We start from the raw sequence: 19,716 nt of genomic DNA on the forward strand, positions 1-19,716 counted from the left end.
TGGCAAATTTTTCGCCTGCATTTTTGAGAATCATCCCGGGTTCTAATTACAGCATACCGGCATATACTGGTAGCACTCATAAAAGGAGGGAATGTCCATGTTGAAAAAAATATTTGCGCTCTTTATCGTTGCCCTTATCTCTTACAGCATCTACTACGATCTCCACGCAGGCACAATCCCGACGAATGCTAAAGAAACAACCGAAAAAAACGTTGCCATACAACCTGAAACAACCCACGGTCCGTATGTCACAGCCAAGGTCCATTCCGGTGACACGGTGCTTACGATTGTCAAAAAAATATCAGGCGGGACGGCGCCTTCGATTGAAAAAGTGATCCGCGATTTCAGCAAACTAAACGGCGGAATTGCACCGGAAGACATCCAAATTGGACAAACATACCGGTTTCCCATTTACGGCGAATCCCGGTAAAAACCGGAGTATGGCTTGTCAATCGGGGCAGTAAATTGGTAAAATGTAAGTTGGTAAAATGTTTATGGACTGATAGATCATTAAAGGAGCGAATATCCTTGGGTGAGATCATACACCGTACAAAAACGCGCCCTGTCAAGGTAGGTAACTTGACGATCGGGGGCAGCAATGAATTATTCATTCAAAGTATGACGACGACGAAAACACATGATGTCGATGCAACTGTCCGCCAGATTGAGCGGCTTGAAGAAGCAGGCTGCCAGATCGTGCGCGTTGCCGTCCCGGATGAACGGGCGGCAAGGGCTATTCCCGACATAAAAAAAAGAATCCATATCCCGCTTGTCGCGGATATCCACTTTGATTACCGGCTTGCGTTAATCGCAATTGAAGGCGGCGTCGATAAAATCCGGATTAACCCGGGTAATATCGGCAAGCGCGAAAAAGTCGAAGCGGTCGTGAAAGCGGCAAAAGAGCGCGGCATTCCGATCCGGATCGGCGTCAATGCTGGAAGCCTTGAAAAACCAATTTTGCAAAAATACGGATACCCGACAGCAGACGGCATGGTCGAAAGCGCCCTGCACCATATCCGGATTCTGGAAGACCTGGATTTTCACGACATTATCGTTTCGATGAAAGCCTCGGATGTCCGCCTTGCCATCGAAGCGTACGAGAAAGCGGCCCGGACATTTGACTACCCGCTCCATCTCGGTATTACTGAATCCGGGACGCTGTTTTCCGGCACCATCAAAAGTGCCGCCGGGATTGGGACGCTTTTAAATATGGGAATCGGCAACACGCTCCGCATTTCTTTAAGCGCCGACCCGGTGGAAGAAGTGAAAGTCGCGCGTGAACTGCTGAAAATATTCGGGCTTTCCTCCAATGCCCCGACGCTCGTTTCATGCCCGACTTGCGGCCGGATTGCGATCGATTTAATCAGCATTGCAAACGAAGTCGAAGAATATTTACAGACCATAAAAGCGCCGATTAAAGTTTCCGTCCTCGGCTGCGCCGTCAACGGCCCCGGTGAAGCAAGAGAAGCGGATATTGGGATCGCCGGTGCACGCGGGGAAGGCCTCCTGTTCCGCAAAGGGAAAATCATACGGAAAGTGCCGGAAGATAAAATGGTAGAAGAATTGAAAAAAGAAATCGACATGCTTGCCGAAGCGTATTACCAAAAACAGGCCGCGCAAAACGTGAACCCCGTCTGACCGAAACACCGGCGTAAAACAAGCCGGTGTTTCTTCATGCGCGGCAACTTTTATCTTCCAGGCCTGGCCCGGACAACAGGCGGCACGATCGCTTCACATTCAAAACGGAAAAGGAGGCGCACCATGGTGAAAAAATACCGTTTCGGCATTGACATTGACGGGACTGTGACAGATCCTGAAACGCTTATTCCGTTCATTAACGATGCCTTTCACATTGACCTGAAATATGAAGACTTAACGAAGTATGAGATCACAGATGTCGTCGATATTCCTGCCGGGACATTTGCCGACTGGTTTATCCGCTCGGAGCCTGTGATCTATGCAAAATCCCCGGTTGCAAAAGGGGCAAAAGAAGTGTTAAACAAATGGGCAGACCGGTTTGAGCTGTATTTTATCAGCGCACGCGCATCCTATCTCCTTGATGTGACCAAAAACTGGTTTACAAAACAACAGCTGAAATACCATCATATCGAGCTGATCGGCACGCATCACAAAGTGGAAACCGCAAAAAAGTACAACGTTGATTTGTTTTTGGAAGACAAACATGACAATGCGGCCGCCATTGCGCAAACGCTCGGCATCCCCGTCCTTCTGTTTGACACCCCATACAACCGGGATCCCGTCCCGGACAATGTATACCGGGTGAAAAATTGGAAAGAAGCGGATGACTGGGTCAGACGCTGGATCACCCAGTCCAGCCGCTCCGCACGCGATTAAGGGCTTATCCGGGTTTCTGTAAGGGACAGGCTGGGTTGCGGATAGCTTTTTGCGGTGACCCGCGTGCCTGCGCCCGGGTTATTTTTCCCGGAAGGCGTCTTGAAAAATATCCAAAATCATAAAATGAACTTCAGTTTTTCGCGCCAACATCTACTACGATCAGGATCGATATGGATTCTGGCAACACATTCGTTCAACTTATATAGCAAAAACAAACCCTGCCGGAAGCAGGGTTTGTTAAATATTTTGCCGCGTTTCATCTGCCATGCATTCCGGGCACGTGCCGTAAATTTCAAACTTATGGCCGGAAATGGCATACCCTTCCAAACCGCTCACCATTGGCATCGGGCAATCCGGGATTTCTTTCGTCTTCCCGCACGCCAGGCAAATAAAATGGTGATGGTGGTGGTTTGTCGAGCATTTGAAACGGAAATGCTTTTCACCGGACAGCTCTGTCACTTCCAGTATGCCAAGTTCAGCAAAAAGCGATAAATTCCTGTAGATCGTATCAAAACTGAGGCCCGGATACGCATCTTTCATCCATTCGAGCACGTCTTTTGCCGTCAAATACTTATTGCTCTCCGAAAACAAATCGAGCATTTTTTCCCTTTTTCCTGTATGCTTATAGCCGTTTTCCTTCAAGATTTCAATTGCCTCATCCAAAAGCATGTTCACACCTTCTTTTTGTTCAAACCGGCACCGGGCCGGAATCGTTTCATATAAACCGCCAAAAGCAAAATGACGATGGAAATCACCACAATTGTACCACCGGGCGGCAAATTCAGATAAAATGCCGTAACCAGCCCGCCCAAAACGGAAATTTCGCCAAAAAGAACGGAAAACAAAATGGTCTGTTTAAATCCCCGGCTGATGCGGATGCTGGCCGCTACCGGGAGCGTAATCAGCGCGGATACAAGCATAATCCCCACGATCCGCATCGCAGCCGAAATCACAAGCGCAATCAGCACCATAAACAGCAAATGGATCGTTTTCGCAGGAATACCGGACACTTTTGCATATTCTTCATCAAAAGAAAGCAGGAAAAGTTCCTTATACAGCAAAAGGATCACAGCCGCCACAATGACGGCAATCCCCAGAATGAGCCAAAGATCAGCCTGGCTTACCGCGCTTACGCTGCCGAACAGGTAATTCATCAAATCTACATTATACCCTCCGGCCACAGAAATAAAGATCAGCCCGATGCCAATCCCGCCCGACATGATAATCGGAATCGCAAGTTCTTCATAATGCCGGTAAACCCCGCGCAACCGCTCGATCAGCACGGATCCGAGCACGGAAAAGCCGGTGCCAATATAAAGCGGGTTCAACCCGGCAAGAATAGAAAGCTTGCTGCTTAAAAACAGGCTGATCGCAATCCCGGACAATGTGACATGGCTGAGCGCATCCGCAATCAGCGACAAACGGCGTACGACAATAAAACTACCGATCAAAGGGGCAATCAGGCCGATTAAAATGCCGGCCAAAAATGTATTTTGTAAAAAATGATAATGAAAAAGTGCAGCAATCATTCGGTTTCTCCTTCTCACCCATGTTCATGCGCCAGCAACCGGACATCGTGGGCATACCAGGATGAACGTTTTTCTTCATCCAACTGCTGAAACGCGTGGATGTCGCCATGGAAATATAAATGCTGGTTCAAGCATGCAACATGCGTCACTTTGTCGGAAACGGCGCCGATATCATGTGTGACAAGAATCAGGGTAATGCCCCATTCCCTGTTCAGCTGCTCCAGCATTTCGTAAAAAGACCGGACATGGCGCTGGTCCACACCAACTGTCGGCTCATCCAGCATCAAAATCTCCGGCTTGCTGACAATGGCCCGCGCGATAAACACACGCTGCTGCTGGCCGCCACTTAGCTCGCCAATATTTTGATGGGCGTACGCCTCCATCCCGACTGAGCGGATCGCTTCCATTGCTTCTTTTCTGGCGCCGGGGCCAAGGAAACGGAACAGGCCGGTTTTTTTCACCAGGCCGCTTTCGACCACTTCTAAAACGGTCGCAGGATAACCAGTATTAAATGCATTGGCTTTTTGCGAGACAAAACCGATCCGGCTCCAGTCTTTAAAGCGGCTGAGCGGCGTGCCGAAAAGGCGGATTTCCCCTTCCTGCGGTTTTAACAGCCCGAGCATGAGCTTTAGCAGGGTTGATTTTCCGGAACCGTTCGGGCCAATGATGCCGAGAAACGCTCCCTTTGGTATGTTTAAATCGATCTGTTCCAGCACATTCTGCCGGTCATAACGGAAAGAGAGGCCAGAAACTTCTACAACATATTCTTCCATACGCAAACTCCTCAATCAGAATCATTCCGATTTAAACATTATACCTTCTTTCCGAAAGATTGTAAAGCGCGGAGGGGTTCACGTGGAAATGCCGGTAATTGCCGCCTTCTTATCGCTTTTCTTCCTCCGCGGCAATATCCCCTTCCATAAGCATCTGAAACATTTCTTCCCGGCCCGCATATACATGAAGCGGGGAGAGTGATGGATATTGAAACTGATTCAAAATATGGTCAATTATAAGGTGAATATCATTACCGGCGCGGAACTTTTTAAATACGCGCGGCAGTTTAACGTGAAAATCAGCCGCGAAGATGCGGAAAAAATCGCGGATTATGTGCGGGGAAAACAGTTGGACATCTTTGATGACGAGGCCCGCAGCAAAGCACTGAAAGACATTGCAAAAATTACAAGCCCGCTCACCGCAAAAGAAATCAACCGGGTGTTTGTCTTATTGGCAAAATAGAAAAAGAACCGGCCGGAAAAAGCTTTTCGGCCGGTTCTTCCTTATTTCACTACGCGCCTGACAACGCCATTAAAGCACTGTTTCCAGTAACCGCTGCTCATGGTGTCGATGGAAACGCCATCTGAACTATTGCAATCGAGAAATTTGCCGCCGCCCAGGTAAATGCCCACATGGCCGTTGTACTTATAAGTATTGAAAAAGACCAGGTCTCCCCGTTTCATATGCGAAGCACTGACCGCTTGCCCAAGCCCTGCAAGCGTATCCGTATTCGCACCGGAGCCACCCAGGTTCACGCCTGCCTGTGCGTAGGCCCAATGAACAAATGAGGAGCAGTCAAAAAGCCCGTTTGCAATGTCGCTTTTCGTTCTTCCGCCGCCCATTTTATAGGAAGTGTGCCCGATTAAAGCTGAACCGGCGCTGATCGCTTTTTCAACCGTTCCGGAACCGTTGTTTGAAGCGCTGCCGTCATCAGAAAAGGAAGGTACGCGCGCCACATGTTTTGCGCGGGATCCGGACTTTGTCTTTTCCTTCTGTGTATGTGCCGCAGTTTCTCCATTTGAATCGTCTCTTCCGGTGCTCGTGCCGGTAGAGGCGGAATCATCCTGCTTCGATTCCTGAGGCGCGGAAGATTTTGCAGCAGTAGCAGATGGTGCGGTCTCGGTCTCTTTGCTTTCCAGTTCAGCGAGCGCTGCTTTTTCCTGCGCGTTTAAGGAAGCTTCCTTGTCTTTCAGCTTCGCCAATTCAGCTGCAGCAGCTTGTTTTTGCTCCTTCAGCGCCGCTTCTAAGCTTTTCTGGTCCGCAAGCTGGTATTTGTTTGCTTCTTTCAACTCCTCAAGCTCAGCTAAATCCGACTGCACTTTCTGAAGCTTCTTTTCCACTTCAGCTTTTGCTGTATTTAATGTTTTGTTGTCTTTTTCCTGCGCTTTTAAAATGGCGCGGTCTGCTTGGACAAACGTTGTTAACGCTTGCGCTCGGCTGACAAAATCGCTCAGGCTGCTGGATTCAAGCAGCACATTCAGATAACTATCCGCTCCGCCTTTTTGTTGAATGTCACGCGCACGCCGGGCAAGCACGTTGTTGCGCTCTTCTATTCTTTTTTGCGTTTCTTTCATTTTTTCATTTAACGATGCGACCTCGTCTTTCGTCTCTGACACTTCTTGCGTTTTTTCACTGATTTTCTGATTGGTTTGGCGGATCTTAGCCGAAATTTTTTCCATATCCGACTGAAGCTGCTTCGCGTTTTCTGCGATCTTCGCAATCTCGTTTTGCTTGCCGGAAATGCTTTCCTTAACGGCCGACTCCTCGTTTTGAATGCTCTTGACAGCGGTTTCTGCATTTGCTTTGCTAAGCGGGACGAAAGCGCTGCCTGCGATCACTGCAGCAGCGGTTAACGACAAAAACTTCCTATTCACCTTAACGCCTCCATTGCTATGTATCGGCTTTTTCTCATTATGTGTAGATTCCGTTCTATTAATCTATTGATATTTCTGATTATAGCATTGATGGTTTGATAAATAGATTACAGTTATATTTCATTTTGCAAATGGAGGTTTATTTTTAAAAAATCCCGGCCAAACGAAAACCACTGAAACTGTCCAGATGCAAAAAACGATGAGACACTAAGAATGTAGTGTCTCACCGTTTTGTTTCAGCGGCTTTAAAACCTGACCAGGATTCAAGCGGGCTGCTCCACAATTTTGGCCAGCAGATTTTCGTCAAATTTCCTGTTTCTAAGCATGGCAATTTCGTATTTGTACGGCGGCTTGCGGTTCTTTTTGTCTTCGCCGACATAAGGGGTTTCCAAAATTTTCGGGATGTCAGAAAGCGCCGGGTGATGCACGATATAGTCAAGGGCTTCAAATCCGATATGGCCAAACCCGATATTCTCATGCCGGTCTTTGTGCGAGCCGGCTTCATTTTTGCTGTCATTGACATGCAATACTTTCAGGCGGCCAATGCCGATGATCCGGTCAAATTCATCCAGCACTTCATCAAACCGGTTTTTCACATCATAGCCGGCATCATGGGTATGGCAAGTATCAAAGCAAACGGAAAGCTTGTCATTGTATTTGACGCCGTCTATAATTTCCGCCAGTTCCTCAAACGTCCTGCCGCATTCGGATCCTTTGCCGGCCATCGTTTCAAGCGCAATCTGGACGGTTTGCTCCGGAACAAGCACCTCATTCAGCCCTTCAATGATTTTCTTGATCGCTTTTTCCGGCCCTGCACCAACATGGGCGCCCGGGTGCAAAACGATCTGCTTCGCTCCGATCGCCTCCGTCCGCTCAATTTCCGACCGCAAAAAACGGACACCGAGTTCAAATGTCGCAGGATTTGTTGTGTTGCCGATATTGATGATATACGGCGCATGGACGACAATCTCCTCTATGCCATGTTCTTTCATATGGGCAAGGCCGGCTTCAATGTTCAAGTCCTCAATTTTCTTCCGCCTTGTATTTTGCGGTGCGCCCGTATAAATCATGAATGTGTTGGCGCCGTATGAAACCGCCTCTTCACTTGACGCAAGCAGCATTTTTTTGCCGCTCATCGAGACATGTGAACCAATTTTAAGCATGCTGTTTCTCCCCTTTTATTTCCGTTTTTGCAATTTCCTTTGCCGTTTTTTCAGCATTTCGATCTGCCGTTCCATTTTCTTTTTGTAGCCCGGCTTCACTTTTTTCGGCCTGCCGATTGCCTTTCTCGCCGCAGTCTCCGTTTGATCCGCCTTTTTTACCCGCTTTTTGCGGCGGTTCCGATCGCCCAGTTCCACCCATTCGCCGCGGCGCACATCGCGGTAGAGAAATGCAATCCCCATTTTCTCAAGCTGGGTGAGGGCAAACTCATCGGAAGGTTCGTAAATGGTCGCGCATATGCCCGACAGATCGGCGCGGGCCGTTCTGCCGGCGCGATGGACGTAAAACGTTAAATCTTTTGGCAGCTCGTAGTTTACAACATGGCTGACCCCTTCGATATCAATCCCGCGCGCGGCCAAATCAGTGGCAATGATGTACCGGTATTCCAGGTTTTTGATTTGTTTCATCGTTTTCGCCCGTTCCCGCGGCGAGAGGTCTCCGTGGATGCGGGCCGTTTTCATCCCTTTTGCTGAGAGCCCTGCTGCAATTTCATCCACCATCGCTTTTGTGTTTGCAAATACAATCGCCAAGTACGGGTTAAACGCCTCGAGGACATCATGCAACACGTCCATTTTCTCCCGCGCGCGTTTTGGGATCAAAATATGTTCAATTTTTTTCGCTGCGATTTGGCGCGGCGCTACCTGCTCGAATTTCGGATTTTCCATGTACTTTTTTAAAAACGGCTTTAATTTTTCGGGAATGGTTGCCGAAAACACGAGCATTTGCAGTTTTTCAGACATCCTCCCCGCGATTTGGTCGACATCCACGATAAAGCCCATATCGAGCATAATATCCGCTTCATCGACAACAAACGTTTTCGCTGTATGGACAAATAACGCCTGTTCTTTCACAAGATCATTTACCCTGCCCGGTGTGCCAACTACAATTTGCGGTTGTTTTTTCAGTTTGCTGATATCCCGCTGCTTGTCCGTCCCGCCGATAAATAGTTTAGCGGTAAGACGGCCTGTTTCTTCCCATTTTAAAATTTCCTGGATTTCATGGTATATCTGTGCCGCCAGTTCCCGCGTCGGGGCCGTAATCACCGCCTGGACTTCCGCAAGAGACGGGTCTGCTTTTTGCAAAAGCGGCAACACATAAGCATGTGTTTTCCCCGTTCCCGTCTGCGACTGTCCGATAGCGCTTTCCCCCCGCAAAACAAGCGGAATCATTTTTCGCTGTATTTCCGTCGGTTCGGCAAAGCCTTTATGTTCGATCGCTTTTTCGATAAATGATTTAAAACCGAAATCTTCCCATTTTGTTCCGTTCATGTTTCCACTCCTTCTCTCATGCAGCAGAACGTCTTGTTATTATAATCGACATCCGCGAAAAATGCCAATTTCCGCATGCCCCCGTATGCAAATGGAAATTTTTGTGCCGTTTACAGGCAGAAAGAAACTTTTTTTGCATGCCAGACGTTTCCGTTTGGCCTGCATATTGTAATATTGAACGAAAAAGCCAAACAGAAAGGGGGTCAAATGGATGCCGCCAAGAAATATGTCGCCCTTTTTCGGCCGGCAAAGTCCGTCCCCGTTCGGCGGAATGCAGCGAAATCCGTTTGCCGGGAACCGCCTGGGCGGGCCGGGCATGCCCGGGCTATTCAGAGCCGGAGGGCAAATGCCGGGATTTCCGGGTAGAGCAGGCGCAACTGCAGGACGGGGCGGAGGGCTTTTATCCAGACTGTTCCAAAGGGGCGGACAAAGCGCAGCCGCCAACCCGGCAGCTGCCTTCCAGCGGGGTGCCGCCGGGGGAAGCGGATCGCTTTTCAAATCCATCGCAAATCCTTCTTCGATCAGTTCGTTTTTAAACAATACACAAAATGTCTTAAAAACCGCGCAGCAGGTCGGCCCGATGATCCAGCAGATTCAGCAGGTCGGCCCGCTCGTCAAAAATCTGCCAGCGATGTGGAAACTGTACCGCGGCCTGAAAAATGCCCCGAATGAGGATGAGCAGGATGAGCAGGAAAATCGCGAATTAAGCAGCAAAGACAAAAAACCTGCGCCAGCAAAAGAGAAAAAAAGCAACCGGCAAGCGGAGCGTCCCGCATCTCAAGCCGCAGAAAGCAAAAATGACGAAAAACGCCCGGAAAAAGGAGTCTCCGTGCCGAAATTGTTTATTTAAGGCGCCAAAACCGTTTGTACCCGTGTGCAGACGGTTTTTTCTGTGGCCGGGAACCATTCGGTATCTGGCGCACCAAAAGTTTGCACCCGCGTATAGACGGTTCGTTCTATTAAAAGCTGGCATTAGCCTCTGCTTTTCCATCCTTCCGGGAGCGCGCCATATTTCGGGCACGGCCGGCTGTGCAAAAACCCGTTTTGTATTCTTTGCCGCATTCCGATATAATACAAATGTAATAGACTCATTTCCCAGCCCGGATGCCGGTGTTCCGGCACCCTGTTAGGAGGATCGCGATGGAAGTGCTGAAAATTTCCCCCCGGGGTTACTGCTACGGCGTTGTTGACGCAATGGTCATTGCCCGCAACGCCGCAATGGATAAAACTTTGCCGCGTCCCATCTATATTCTTGGCATGATCGTCCACAACCAGCATGTGACTGATGCCTTTAAAGAAGACGGGATCCTTACGCTCGACGGCAAAAACCGCAAAGAAATTCTCGAAAAGGTGGAGAAAGGCACCGTTATTTTTACCGCGCACGGCGTCTCCCCCGAAGTGCGCGAACTTGCCCGGAAAAAAGGCTTGACGGCCATTGATGCCACATGCCCGGATGTAACGAAAACCCATGATTTAATCCGTGAAAAAGAAAAAGAAGGCTATGATGTGATTTATATCGGTAAAAAAGGCCATCCGGAACCCGAGGGGGCAGCCGGTGTCGCACCTGCGATTGTCCATCTCGTCGAAACGGAAGCAGACGTTAAAGCCCTCGATATCCGCAATGATAAAATCATTGTAACAAACCAGACGACGATGAGCCAATGGGACGTGGCGGATTTAATGGAACTTATCCAAAAGAAATATCCGCATGCAGAAACGTACAATGAAATTTGCCATGCGACGCAAATTCGCCAGGAAGCCGTTGCCAGGCAGGCCGGGGAGGCTGATTTGCTGCTTGTAGTCGGCGACCCGCGCAGCAACAATTCAAACCGCCTCGCCCAAGTATCAGAAGAAATTGCCGGCACGAAAGCATACCGGATTGCCGATGTCGAAGAAATTGAGCTGGCGTGGCTTGAAGGTGTACAAAAAGTTGCCGTAACGGCAGGGGCATCAACACCGACGCCGATCGTACGTGAAGTCATAGCATTTCTTGAAAAATTTGACCCGGAAGACGAATCAACCTGGGAACGAAAGCGGAACGTACCGTTAACCAAAATTTTGCCGAAAGTGAAAGCGCCGCACCGTTCTTCCGGCCAAAAAGCTTGAAACCTGGTTGAAACGCTTCCGGCCGGAATGGAATATAAGCAAAAGGGCGGATCCCCACCGGACTCCGCCCTTTTGCCTTTCATCATCCATGCTGGAAAAAATGCAGCATCATGAAAATCAATTGGTGTGTATTTTTAGTCCATACGAGATGCAACGGGGCCCCGTCCAAAAGAAGGAAAATGAGCTATCGCAATCTTTTTAGGATAACGGGACCCGGGTTAAAAAAGGCCGTCTTTTTCCCTACTTCGAGCGGCCCGGGCGTTTTTTAAAGAAACTGAAACGGGTCTGTGTTCACTTCGGATGCAATAAAGCGGACATCGAGCTGATGCTCCCTGCATGCTTTCTGCATATAAGCCGCGACCCCTTTTTTCATCACCTTCTCCACGTTATGTCCGGGGTCTACAACATTCAGCCCGAGCGCCAGTGCATCGTGGGCGTTATGGTAATAAAAATCCCCGGTGACGAACACATCGGCCCCCGCCTTTTTTGCCTCAGCAAAATATTTGTTGCCGTCTCCGCCGAGAACAGCTACTTTTTTCACTTTTTCGTCGAGATTTCCGACGACGCGCAATGCCGGAACTTCGAGCGCTTTTTTAACATGTTCCGCAAATTCCCGCAGTGCCATTTCCCGTTCGATTTCGCCGATCCGGCCGAGCCCATACTTCCGGCCTTCATTTAAGACCCGATAAATATCATAGGCAACCTCTTCATACGGGTGCGCCTCAAGCATCGCAGAAAGCACCTGTTTTTCAATCGACACGGGATAAATCGTTTCAATCCTTGTTTCATCTGCTGCTTCGAGCTTTCCCGCTTCCCCGAGGAACGGGTTTGTCCCTTCCCTCGGCAGAAAACGGCCGGTACCGCGGGCAGAGAAAGAACAATGGCTATAATTCCCGATCGCCCCCGCACCGGCATTTCCAAGCGCCGTTCTTACGGCTTCTTCATGGGATACCGGGACAAAAACAACCAGTTTCCTCAATTTGTCTTCATAAAGAGGCGATAATACTTCCGTATCGCGGAGCCCGAGCGCCTCCGCCAGCAAATCGTTTACACCCCCTTCTGCGATATCAAGGTTCGTATGGGCGGCATAGACAGCAATCCCGTGGCGGATGCATTTTTCAATCAGCCGGCCCTGGGGGGTATCTGTCGCCATGTTTTTTAACGGCCGGTAAACGGAAGGATGGTGGGCGATAATCAGCTGGACATCCTTTTCGATCGCTTCGTCCACCACATCTTCCAACACATCAAGCGCCACCAGCACATTTTTCACCGGCCCGTTTAACTGCCCGATTTGGAGCCCGACCGGATCCCCGTCCATTGCAAACTTTTTCGGTGCGAACTGCTCAAATAGCTGGATGACATCATGCCCGTTCGCATGCTTCATGTTAGAACCTCCTCTGCCAAAGCAATCAAATGGCGATATACACGCTTTTTTTCTTCAATTTCCGGGCTTGCGTCTGCCTGCTCCAGATGGCTGAGCACGGATTGCCATTTTTCGATTTCATTACGCCATTTTTTCCGGAAAGCTTCATTTTGGTTTTTGATTAAAACCGGGCCCATCAGGCGTTCCGCTTCCGTGAGCACCACATGGCGGCCCGCGTACTCTGCCGCGATAATTTCGTATATTTTCCCGTCTTCCTCGAGAATGTCTTCTCCTGTGACGGCCCATCCGTTTTCCGCCAGCCATCCGCGGACAATGTGCGACCCGGTATTCGGCTGCAGGATGAGCGTTTCTTTGCCGTTTAGTTTTGCTTTTCCGCGATCGAGGATAGAGGCGATTAATGCGCCGCCCATCCCGGCAATCGTAATGCATCCCGCTTCGCCCGGAGCCAAGATCTCAAGCCCGTCTCCTTTCCGGACGCTGATTTTTTCAGTCAGCCCTGCTTTTTCCACTTGCTTTTGCGCCGAATGGTACGGCCCTTCCGCCACTTCTCCGGCCACCGCCGCTGTTACGCTACCGTCCTTCACGCAGAAAACGGGCAAATAAGCGTGGTCAGACCCGATATCTGCCAATACAGTGCCGGCCGGAATAAAAGCCGCCACCGATTCAAGCCTTCTTGAAAGTTTCCCGCTGTTCATTTCTTCACCACTTTACATGTGATACCTCTATTGTAGCCACTTTTTGCCATAAAAAAAAGGGGGATGCCCCCCGTACGGTGAACCTGCCCTTTATTTTAGCTTTGATACCCAGTCCGCCATTTCATCAATATGGTCTTCTTCGACAAGTCCGGCTGGCATACCGCCGCTCGTGCCGTTCCTGAGTACATCTTTAATCTTATCTTTGGACAATTTCTTGCCGATGCCGTGGAGATTCGGCCCGGCCCCGCCTTGCAAATTATTTCCGTGGCAGGTCACGCAAGTCTTTTTGGCAAAGCTCTCCGGATCAAACTTTTCCGAGGAGGCGGTTTCGGTTTGCTTCGGATGCTCCTTTTCTTTGGCCACTTCTTTCGCATCCCCGATCCCTTTCACGGAAAGAAAAAAGATAAGGGCAAGCCCGAATACCATAATCAGCACATATGGGATTACAGGATTTCTTTTCAATACATTCCCCCCTTGTTTTTCCGCTTTTCCAGCGTATTTACCGTGCCCATCTCCTCCATTTTAACTGAAAATTCTTTTGAAAGAAAGCCTTTCCACTTAAAAATAACGGTTGAATGCGCTTTCATCTTGTATTATAATAAAAGCAGCAAAAAATTCAATAAAGTGATACAATTGCAGGCGGGCCGGAAAAGGGCAACAGGAAAACTGAAAATTATACATTATATTACTATAGAGACCAGCAAGATGACGAGGCCGAGAAACCCCGATAAGGTAAAATACAGCAGCTTGTATGCCTTTCCGGCGATAAGCCACAACCCGCAGTTGACAAAAAGCAGCAAATATAAAGTATAGCGGTGATTTCCAAACACCTTTTCATTCAAAAACACACTGAGAAGCAGCAAAATAATCGCGGCGCCAACAAAGAAAACCGGGTAAAAAATTTCTTTATTAGCATAATGAATTCCCAGAAAAAGTAAGCATCCGACAAAAGCTGTCAAAATCATCGTTTGCAAAATAAAATGTAATTCAGTAAAATAAATGACAAATACAGCGATTGCAATGAGGGCAAGAATGAAAACAGAAACCGCGGCTTGTTTTTTAACGGATTTCCCTGCGCCGTTTTGTTTGCGGGTATTGGCCTCATTTCCCTCCGTATAGATCGCGAGTAGAAAATCGCAGTATTCTTGTGGAATCATTTTGGTCTCTTTCCACATTTTAATTTCGTTGACAATGATTTGTTTTCTCTTATCGTCCATTTTTCAACACATCCTGTGTAACCTATTCGACAAGCGGGCGGAAAATCCTTTTTTTTGCAAGAAAAAAGTTTACTTCCCGAGGAAGTAAACTAAAAACAAGGCGCCTGTAAAAACAGATGCACAAGCGCCATGTCTGTTTCTTTTTCCGGCTTATTCAAGAAAATCTTTCAGGCGTTTGCTCCTGCTTGGATGGCGGAGTTTCCGCAAAGCCTTTGCTTCAATTTGCCGGATTCGTTCCCTTGTGACACCGAATACTTTGCCGACTTCTTCAAGTGTCCGAGTGCGCCCGTCATCAAGCCCGAACCGGAGGCGGAGCACATTTTCTTCCCTGTCGGTCAATGTATCAAGCACATCTTCCAGCTGTTCTTTCAGCAGCTCATAAGCGGCATGGTCAGAAGGTGATGTGGCATCCTGGTCTTCAATAAAGTCTCCAAGATGCGAATCATCTTCTTCGCCAATCGGCGTTTCAAGTGAAACCGGTTCCTGGGCAATTTTAATGATTTCCCGAACTTTATCCGGAGAAATATCCATTTCTTCAGCAATTTCTTCCGGTGTTGGTTCCCTGCCCAAATCCTGGAGCAGTGACCGTTGCACACGGATGAGTTTATTGATCGTTTCCACCATATGGACCGGTATCCGGATCGTCCGTGCCTGGTCTGCAATCGCGCGCGTGATGGCCTGGCGGATCCACCATGTGGCATAGGTGCTGAATTTGTAGCCTTTTTTGTAATCGAATTTTTCAACCGCCTTGATGAGGCCCATATTGCCTTCCTGGATCAAATCCAGAAACTGCATGCCACGGCCGACATACCGTTTTGCAATGCTGACAACAAGGCGCAAGTTGGCTTCAGCGAGCCGGCGTTTTGCTTCTTCATCGCCCTGCTCGATTCTTTTGGCCAGTTCGATTTCTTCGTCTGCGGAAAGAAGGTCGACCCGCCCGATTTCTTTCAAGTACATGCGTACCGGATCATTGATTTTCACACCCGGGGGAACACTCAAATCATTCAGGTCAAACTCTTCGTCATTCTCTTTTTCCAGTTCGAGATGGGAAGGGGCATCCTCGTCGCTGGTGTCATCTGTCACATCGATTCCTTGTTCACCGAGCGATTCATAAAATTCATCCATCTGATCGGATGTTAAATCAAAATGGCCGAGTTTTTCGGAAATGGTATCATAAGTGAGAAACCCCCGCTTTTTCCCGCGTTCAACGAGTTGCTCTTTTGCTTTTTCTACTGTAAACTCACTTTCTTCTACTTCTTTGGAACGTGCTGACTTTTCAGCCATATGTTCCCCTCCTTCCGACAATTTCAACACTTTCAATGATCCAACAGCAACTTGATCATTTATAAAAAGCAGAGATTTCAAGTCATAGACTTTCTCAGTGCCACAATTTCACCCGCCAATTGCAGCGCTTTTTGGAAATCATTCTGCCGTTCGGCATCTTTTTGTGCCCTCAGTTTTTCCTGAATGCGCAGCAACTTCTGGTGTTTTAGCACATATTGCACATAATCTTCCAATTCCTCATCCGTCAGCTCCCCGCCTACCGTCATCATTTCGATTTCGGCAGCAATCCGCTGCAGTTTTGCATCGGGCAAATAAGACAGGAAAGCGCTCGTATCAGGCGGATTCCCTTCTTCGTACCAGCCAAGCAGGTAAGTAAAAATTGCCTGGTGTTCATCCCCGTAAAAGCTGTTTTCGCCAAGGAAATCTTTCACTTTATAGGCAATTTCCCCGTCCCGCAGCATATGCCAAAGCAGCCTTCTCTCTGCGGTCATATTGGCAGGGAGCATCCGGGCTTCCTCATGTGCAGGCACCGGATTCTCTGCAGGGCGGCTTCTCTTCCGGGTCCCGGTTTCACGGGAACCGTATTGCCTTTCCTGCTCTTTCAGGGCGTCCAAAGACAACGAAAATTCTTCGGACAGCTGGCGCAAGTAAAGGTCTTTCTCCACCGGATTCTCCAGTTTGGCAATTTCCTGAATGACTTCTTCTATATACGCCAGCTTTTCTCCTTCATTTTGGAGATTTTTATTCATGCGGAAATATTGCATTTTAAAAGCCATAAAAGTCAGGCTGGCCCCTATTACATCCATGCGGAACTTTTCTCCGCCATGCTGGTTTATGTAGTCATCAGGGTCCAGCCCATCCGGCATTTGCGCAACCCGCACTTCACAGCCGTTTTCACTGAGCATTTTCCCCGCACGGAAAGCAGCAGTGAGGCCGGCCTGGTCCGAATCGTAGCAAATGACAACGCCGTCCGTGAGCCTTTTTATCATCCGGACGTGTTCCGGTGTAATCGAAGTGCCCATTGTGGCAATACCGTTTTCAACGCCAGCCCGGTCGGCGGAGATCACGTCCGCATAGCCTTCGAAAATGACTGCCTGCTGTTTTTTGCGGATCGGCCCTCTTGCCCGGTTCAGGTTAAAAAGCAGCTTGCTTTTATTAAAAAGCGGCGTCTCAGGGCTGTTTAAATATTTCGGGTGTTCCTGTTTCCGGACCGCTCTTCCGGCAAATGCGACCATGTTTCCCTTTTCATCCATGATCGGAAACATAATCCGGTCCCTGAAACGGTCGAAATATTTGCCGTCCTTTTCATTGCGGATGACAAGCCCGCTTTCTTCCAGCACGGAAAGGGGAAAACCGCGCTTTTGTAGCATATTGGCGGCAAAATCCCAGGCAGGCAGCGCATATCCGATCCCGAACTTTTCGATTGCTTCGTCTGTAAATCCACGCCCGCGCAGGTACTTTAGCGCAGGTTCTCCTTCTTTTGTATGCAAAAGCAAATGGTGGTATAATTTTTGCAGCAGTTCGTGCGCTTCCAGCATCTGCCGGCGCTTCGGATCGATGTTTTTCTGCTCTTCGTGCCGTAAAACGACGCCAAGCTCGATATGCGCTTTTTGTGCCAGTTTCTCTGCCGCTTCCTGAAAAGAGATGCCTTCGATATCCATGAGAAAAGTAAATACATTGCCGCCTGCGCCGCATCCAAAGCAGTGAAAAATCTGCTTATCTGGGGATACGGAAAATGACGGCGTATGCTCACCGTGGAACGGGCACAGGCCGAAATAATTGCGGCCCTGCTTTTTGAGCTGTACATATTCGCTCACGACCTCCACAATATCGGAAGACCGGCGGATCTCATCAATTTTTTCATTTGGAATCATCCCTGTCATCAAACAATCCCTTCTGCTCCACCTTTATTCACAGCATTTCATCCGGGATACGGCAATGCTTATTCGTTTGCTGTTTTTCTTTTCATCCTAAAATATTCTACATTGCTCCGCAGAATCCTGCATGTTTTGCGCTTCTTCCCATAATTTTTTTGGCCCTGTCGAAATTTATTCAAATTCAGACTTGACATTTACTCATAAATAGTTTATTCCTTAAAAGCTTACTCTAAACCCGTATCATACATTTTTATCACAATTTTTTATTATAGTACACTTGCTCCATTTTGACTATAAATAAATACTGAAAAACAGAAAAAAATATGCCTCGTTTTTTTCAAAAGAAAAATTTTTAAAAAAACGGGTGGAAGCAAAGACCGTTTCAGCCTGCTTCCCCCGTTTCAATTGGATTTATTTTCATCCGGCCGATGCCGCAAAAAGGCATGCGTTTCTCGAACCTTGACCGCTTTTACTTTCTCATTTCATCCATAATAATATTTGCCGTTTCTTCGACCGCTTTGTTGGTGACATCGATCACTTTGCAGCCAAGCCGCTCCGCTACCTGATTAAAATAATCCAGTTCGTATTTGATGCGTTCAATGGTCGCATAACTTGCCGAACCATCAAGCCCGAGTGTTTTCAGCCGTTCTTTCCGGATATGATTTAATGTATCAGGATCAATTTTTAAACCGATACATTTTTTGGAAGGAATACGAAAAAGTTCTTCCGGCGGATCCACTTCCGGCACAATCGGCACATTCGCAACTTTATAGCGGTGATGCGCCAGGTATTGTGAAAGCGGCGTTTTGGACGTGCGGGAAACACCGATGAGGACAATATCCGCCCGGACAATGCCGCGCGGATCCCGGCCGTCATCATATTTCACCGCAAATTCGATCGCTTCCACCTTTTTAAAATAAGCTTCGTCCAATTTTCTGACGAGCCCCGGTTCATAGAGCGGCTTGGATTCATACAATTCGAGCAGCCGGTCCATGAGAGGTCCCATTAAATCGACAGCAGCAAGGCCGTGTTTTACGGCTTGGTCGTTCATGTATTTCCGCATTTCCGGCTTCACAAGCGTATAGACGATCATGCCGAAATTCATAGATGCAAGCGAAATCACTTCATCAATATGGATCGTATCTTCCACATACGGGAAGCGTTTTAATTCTGCGTCCTGGTTTTCAAACTGGCTGATGGCCGCCTTTGTGACGAGCTCCGCCGTCTCTCCGACCGAGTCTGAAACAATATAAATATGGGGTTTTGCCAAAAATGATCACTTCCTTTTTAATCGCCGTCTGCAAGTTCAACGAACGCTTTCGTGATATTCGTTTTCGTTATCCGCCCGGTCACTTCAAGCCCGCTTTCTGTTTCTTTCACAACGGGCACCGAGTCAATTTGTTTTTCAATCAGTTTTTTTGCCACATCAATCAGAAGATCATCTTTTTTACAGCAGGTAATATTCGGCATTCTTGTCATAATGATATGCACCGGCAATGCCGATAAGTCTTTGTTTCCAAGGCTTGCCCGCAACAAATCTTTTCGCGACAAAACACCGATCAGATGGGATGCATTGTCGACGACATAAAGCGTGCCGACATCTTCAAGAAAAACCGTTACGATGGCATCGTACACGGACATATTCTCGTTCACCACGACCGGCAGAGACTGATAATCTTTTACGTAAATATGTTTTAAATTTTCCGTAAGAAGCTGCGTGCTCGTTTTTCCGGTATAAAAATAGCCGACGCGCGGGCGTGCATCCAAGTAACCTGCCATTGTTAAAATGGCAAGATCCGGCCGGAGTGTTGCCCTCGTTAAATTCAGCTTTTCGGCGATGTGCTCGCCTGTAATCGGCCCGTTCGTTTTGACGATCTCGAGAATCTGTTCTTGCCTTTTCGTTAATTCGATCGTAATCACCGCCTTCATTCACACAACCATGCAAGACAATAGTATAACACATTTACGGAAATCTGTCCTTATCTGCCACTATGATACATAAAAATGCCATTGATATTTTTGGAAGACAGCTGCGTATACTCAGATAGCGGGTCATGATTTTTCGGCCGGGCAAAAACAGTTAAAGCAGAACCGCGGGCCGTGCGATGCATCATCCGGCCCCGGGCAGCAAG

At 48.2% G+C, this 19,716-nt stretch carries 20 protein-coding genes; 6 read left to right on the plus strand and 14 right to left on the minus strand.

Annotated elements, in window-relative coordinates; all coding sequences use genetic code 11:
- The first annotated feature begins 97 nt into the window (after positions 1-97).
- The 3 genes from NST70_RS09365 (at position 98) to NST70_RS09375 (ending at position 2,355) form a co-directional block, all read left to right on the plus strand.
- Complete coding sequence (locus NST70_RS09365) at positions 98-430, plus strand: hypothetical protein (RefSeq protein ID WP_014098008.1); 333 nt, start codon at positions 98-100, stop codon at positions 428-430.
- Between the two features lie 107 nt (positions 431-537).
- Positions 538-1,638 (plus strand): flavodoxin-dependent (E)-4-hydroxy-3-methylbut-2-enyl-diphosphate synthase, encoded by a 1,101-nt coding sequence (ispG, locus tag NST70_RS09370; protein WP_128890997.1) that lies wholly within the window; start codon positions 538-540, stop codon positions 1,636-1,638.
- A 123-nt stretch (positions 1,639-1,761) separates the two neighbouring features.
- Entirely contained in the window at positions 1,762-2,355 is a 594-nt protein-coding gene (locus NST70_RS09375; protein WP_014098006.1) for a nucleotidase, read from the plus strand.
- A gap of 237 nt (positions 2,356-2,592) precedes the next feature.
- On the opposite strand, the gene NST70_RS09380 is transcribed toward NST70_RS09375, so the two are convergent.
- The 3 genes from NST70_RS09380 to NST70_RS09390 are packed head-to-tail and all read right to left on the minus strand — an operon-like array spanning position 2,593 to position 4,657.
- Positions 2,593-3,024 (minus strand): Fur family transcriptional regulator, encoded by a 432-nt coding sequence (locus NST70_RS09380; RefSeq protein ID WP_014098005.1) that lies wholly within the window; start codon positions 3,022-3,024, stop codon positions 2,593-2,595.
- 2 nt (positions 3,025-3,026) lie between these two features.
- On the minus strand, positions 3,027-3,884 hold the full coding sequence (locus tag NST70_RS09385; RefSeq protein WP_014098004.1) for a metal ABC transporter permease: 858 nt from the start codon (positions 3,882-3,884) through the stop codon (positions 3,027-3,029).
- Between the two features lie 14 nt (positions 3,885-3,898).
- On the minus strand, positions 3,899-4,657 hold the full coding sequence (locus tag NST70_RS09390) for an ABC transporter ATP-binding protein (RefSeq protein WP_014098003.1): 759 nt from the start codon (positions 4,655-4,657) through the stop codon (positions 3,899-3,901).
- A 208-nt stretch (positions 4,658-4,865) separates the two neighbouring features.
- On the opposite strand from NST70_RS09390, the gene NST70_RS09395 reads away from it, so the two are divergent.
- On the plus strand, positions 4,866-5,120 hold the full coding sequence (locus tag NST70_RS09395) for a DUF2624 domain-containing protein (RefSeq protein WP_014098002.1): 255 nt from the start codon (positions 4,866-4,868) through the stop codon (positions 5,118-5,120).
- Between the two features lie 41 nt (positions 5,121-5,161).
- Here NST70_RS09395 and NST70_RS09400 read toward each other — a convergent pair whose 3' ends face one another.
- The 3 genes from NST70_RS09400 to NST70_RS09410 form a co-directional block, all read right to left on the minus strand.
- Positions 5,162-6,532: a C40 family peptidase gene (locus NST70_RS09400; RefSeq protein ID WP_014098001.1), complete on the minus strand. Its 1,371-nt coding sequence runs from the start codon at positions 6,530-6,532 to the stop codon at positions 5,162-5,164.
- Positions 6,533-6,795: 263 nt separating this feature from the next.
- Positions 6,796-7,695 (minus strand): deoxyribonuclease IV, encoded by a 900-nt coding sequence (locus NST70_RS09405; protein ID WP_014098000.1) that lies wholly within the window; start codon positions 7,693-7,695, stop codon positions 6,796-6,798.
- A gap of 15 nt (positions 7,696-7,710) precedes the next feature.
- On the minus strand, positions 7,711-9,021 hold the full coding sequence (locus NST70_RS09410) for a DEAD/DEAH box helicase (RefSeq protein WP_014097999.1): 1,311 nt from the start codon (positions 9,019-9,021) through the stop codon (positions 7,711-7,713).
- A 211-nt stretch (positions 9,022-9,232) separates the two neighbouring features.
- Between NST70_RS09410 and vrrA the strand changes: the two genes are divergently transcribed.
- Both vrrA and NST70_RS09420 read left to right on the plus strand, forming a co-directional pair.
- Entirely contained in the window at positions 9,233-9,871 is a 639-nt protein-coding gene (gene vrrA, locus NST70_RS09415; RefSeq protein ID WP_342474891.1) for a VrrA/YqfQ family protein, read from the plus strand.
- Positions 9,872-10,161: 290 nt separating this feature from the next.
- The gene (locus NST70_RS09420) at positions 10,162-11,127 is read left to right on the plus strand and encodes a 4-hydroxy-3-methylbut-2-enyl diphosphate reductase (RefSeq protein WP_014097996.1); all 966 of its coding nucleotides are present in this window, start codon (positions 10,162-10,164) and stop codon (positions 11,125-11,127) included.
- A 265-nt stretch (positions 11,128-11,392) separates the two neighbouring features.
- Here the strand turns inward: NST70_RS09420 and NST70_RS09425 are convergent, their stop codons facing one another.
- From NST70_RS09425 to NST70_RS09460, 8 genes are all read right to left on the minus strand, one after another.
- Entirely contained in the window at positions 11,393-12,511 is a 1,119-nt protein-coding gene (locus tag NST70_RS09425; RefSeq protein ID WP_017550548.1) for a Nif3-like dinuclear metal center hexameric protein, read from the minus strand.
- Complete coding sequence (locus NST70_RS09430) at positions 12,508-13,206, minus strand: tRNA (adenine(22)-N(1))-methyltransferase TrmK (protein WP_265115191.1); 699 nt, start codon at positions 13,204-13,206, stop codon at positions 12,508-12,510. The genes NST70_RS09425 and NST70_RS09430 overlap by 4 nt, the downstream gene beginning before the upstream one ends.
- Before the next feature lie 90 nt (positions 13,207-13,296).
- On the minus strand, positions 13,297-13,668 hold the full coding sequence (gene cccA / locus NST70_RS09435) for a cytochrome c550 (RefSeq protein WP_017550550.1): 372 nt from the start codon (positions 13,666-13,668) through the stop codon (positions 13,297-13,299).
- Between the two features lie 218 nt (positions 13,669-13,886).
- Positions 13,887-14,423, minus strand: coding sequence for a hypothetical protein (locus NST70_RS09440; protein ID WP_026683231.1), 537 nt, complete (start codon positions 14,421-14,423; stop codon positions 13,887-13,889).
- 150 nt (positions 14,424-14,573) lie between these two features.
- The gene (gene rpoD, locus NST70_RS09445; protein ID WP_014097991.1) at positions 14,574-15,707 is read right to left on the minus strand and encodes an RNA polymerase sigma factor RpoD; all 1,134 of its coding nucleotides are present in this window, start codon (positions 15,705-15,707) and stop codon (positions 14,574-14,576) included.
- A gap of 77 nt (positions 15,708-15,784) precedes the next feature.
- Positions 15,785-17,590 (minus strand): DNA primase, encoded by a 1,806-nt coding sequence (gene dnaG / locus NST70_RS09450; protein WP_014097990.1) that lies wholly within the window; start codon positions 17,588-17,590, stop codon positions 15,785-15,787.
- A gap of 463 nt (positions 17,591-18,053) precedes the next feature.
- Entirely contained in the window at positions 18,054-18,854 is an 801-nt protein-coding gene (locus NST70_RS09455) for a pyruvate, water dikinase regulatory protein (RefSeq protein ID WP_026683230.1), read from the minus strand.
- A gap of 17 nt (positions 18,855-18,871) precedes the next feature.
- On the minus strand, positions 18,872-19,513 hold the full coding sequence (locus NST70_RS09460; RefSeq protein WP_014097988.1) for a helix-turn-helix transcriptional regulator: 642 nt from the start codon (positions 19,511-19,513) through the stop codon (positions 18,872-18,874).
- Positions 19,514-19,716: the final 203 nt, after the last annotated feature.

Source organism: Weizmannia sp. FSL K6-0777, assembly GCF_038593185.1.
GTDB lineage: Bacteria > Bacillota > Bacilli > Bacillales > Bacillaceae_C > Weizmannia > Weizmannia faecalis.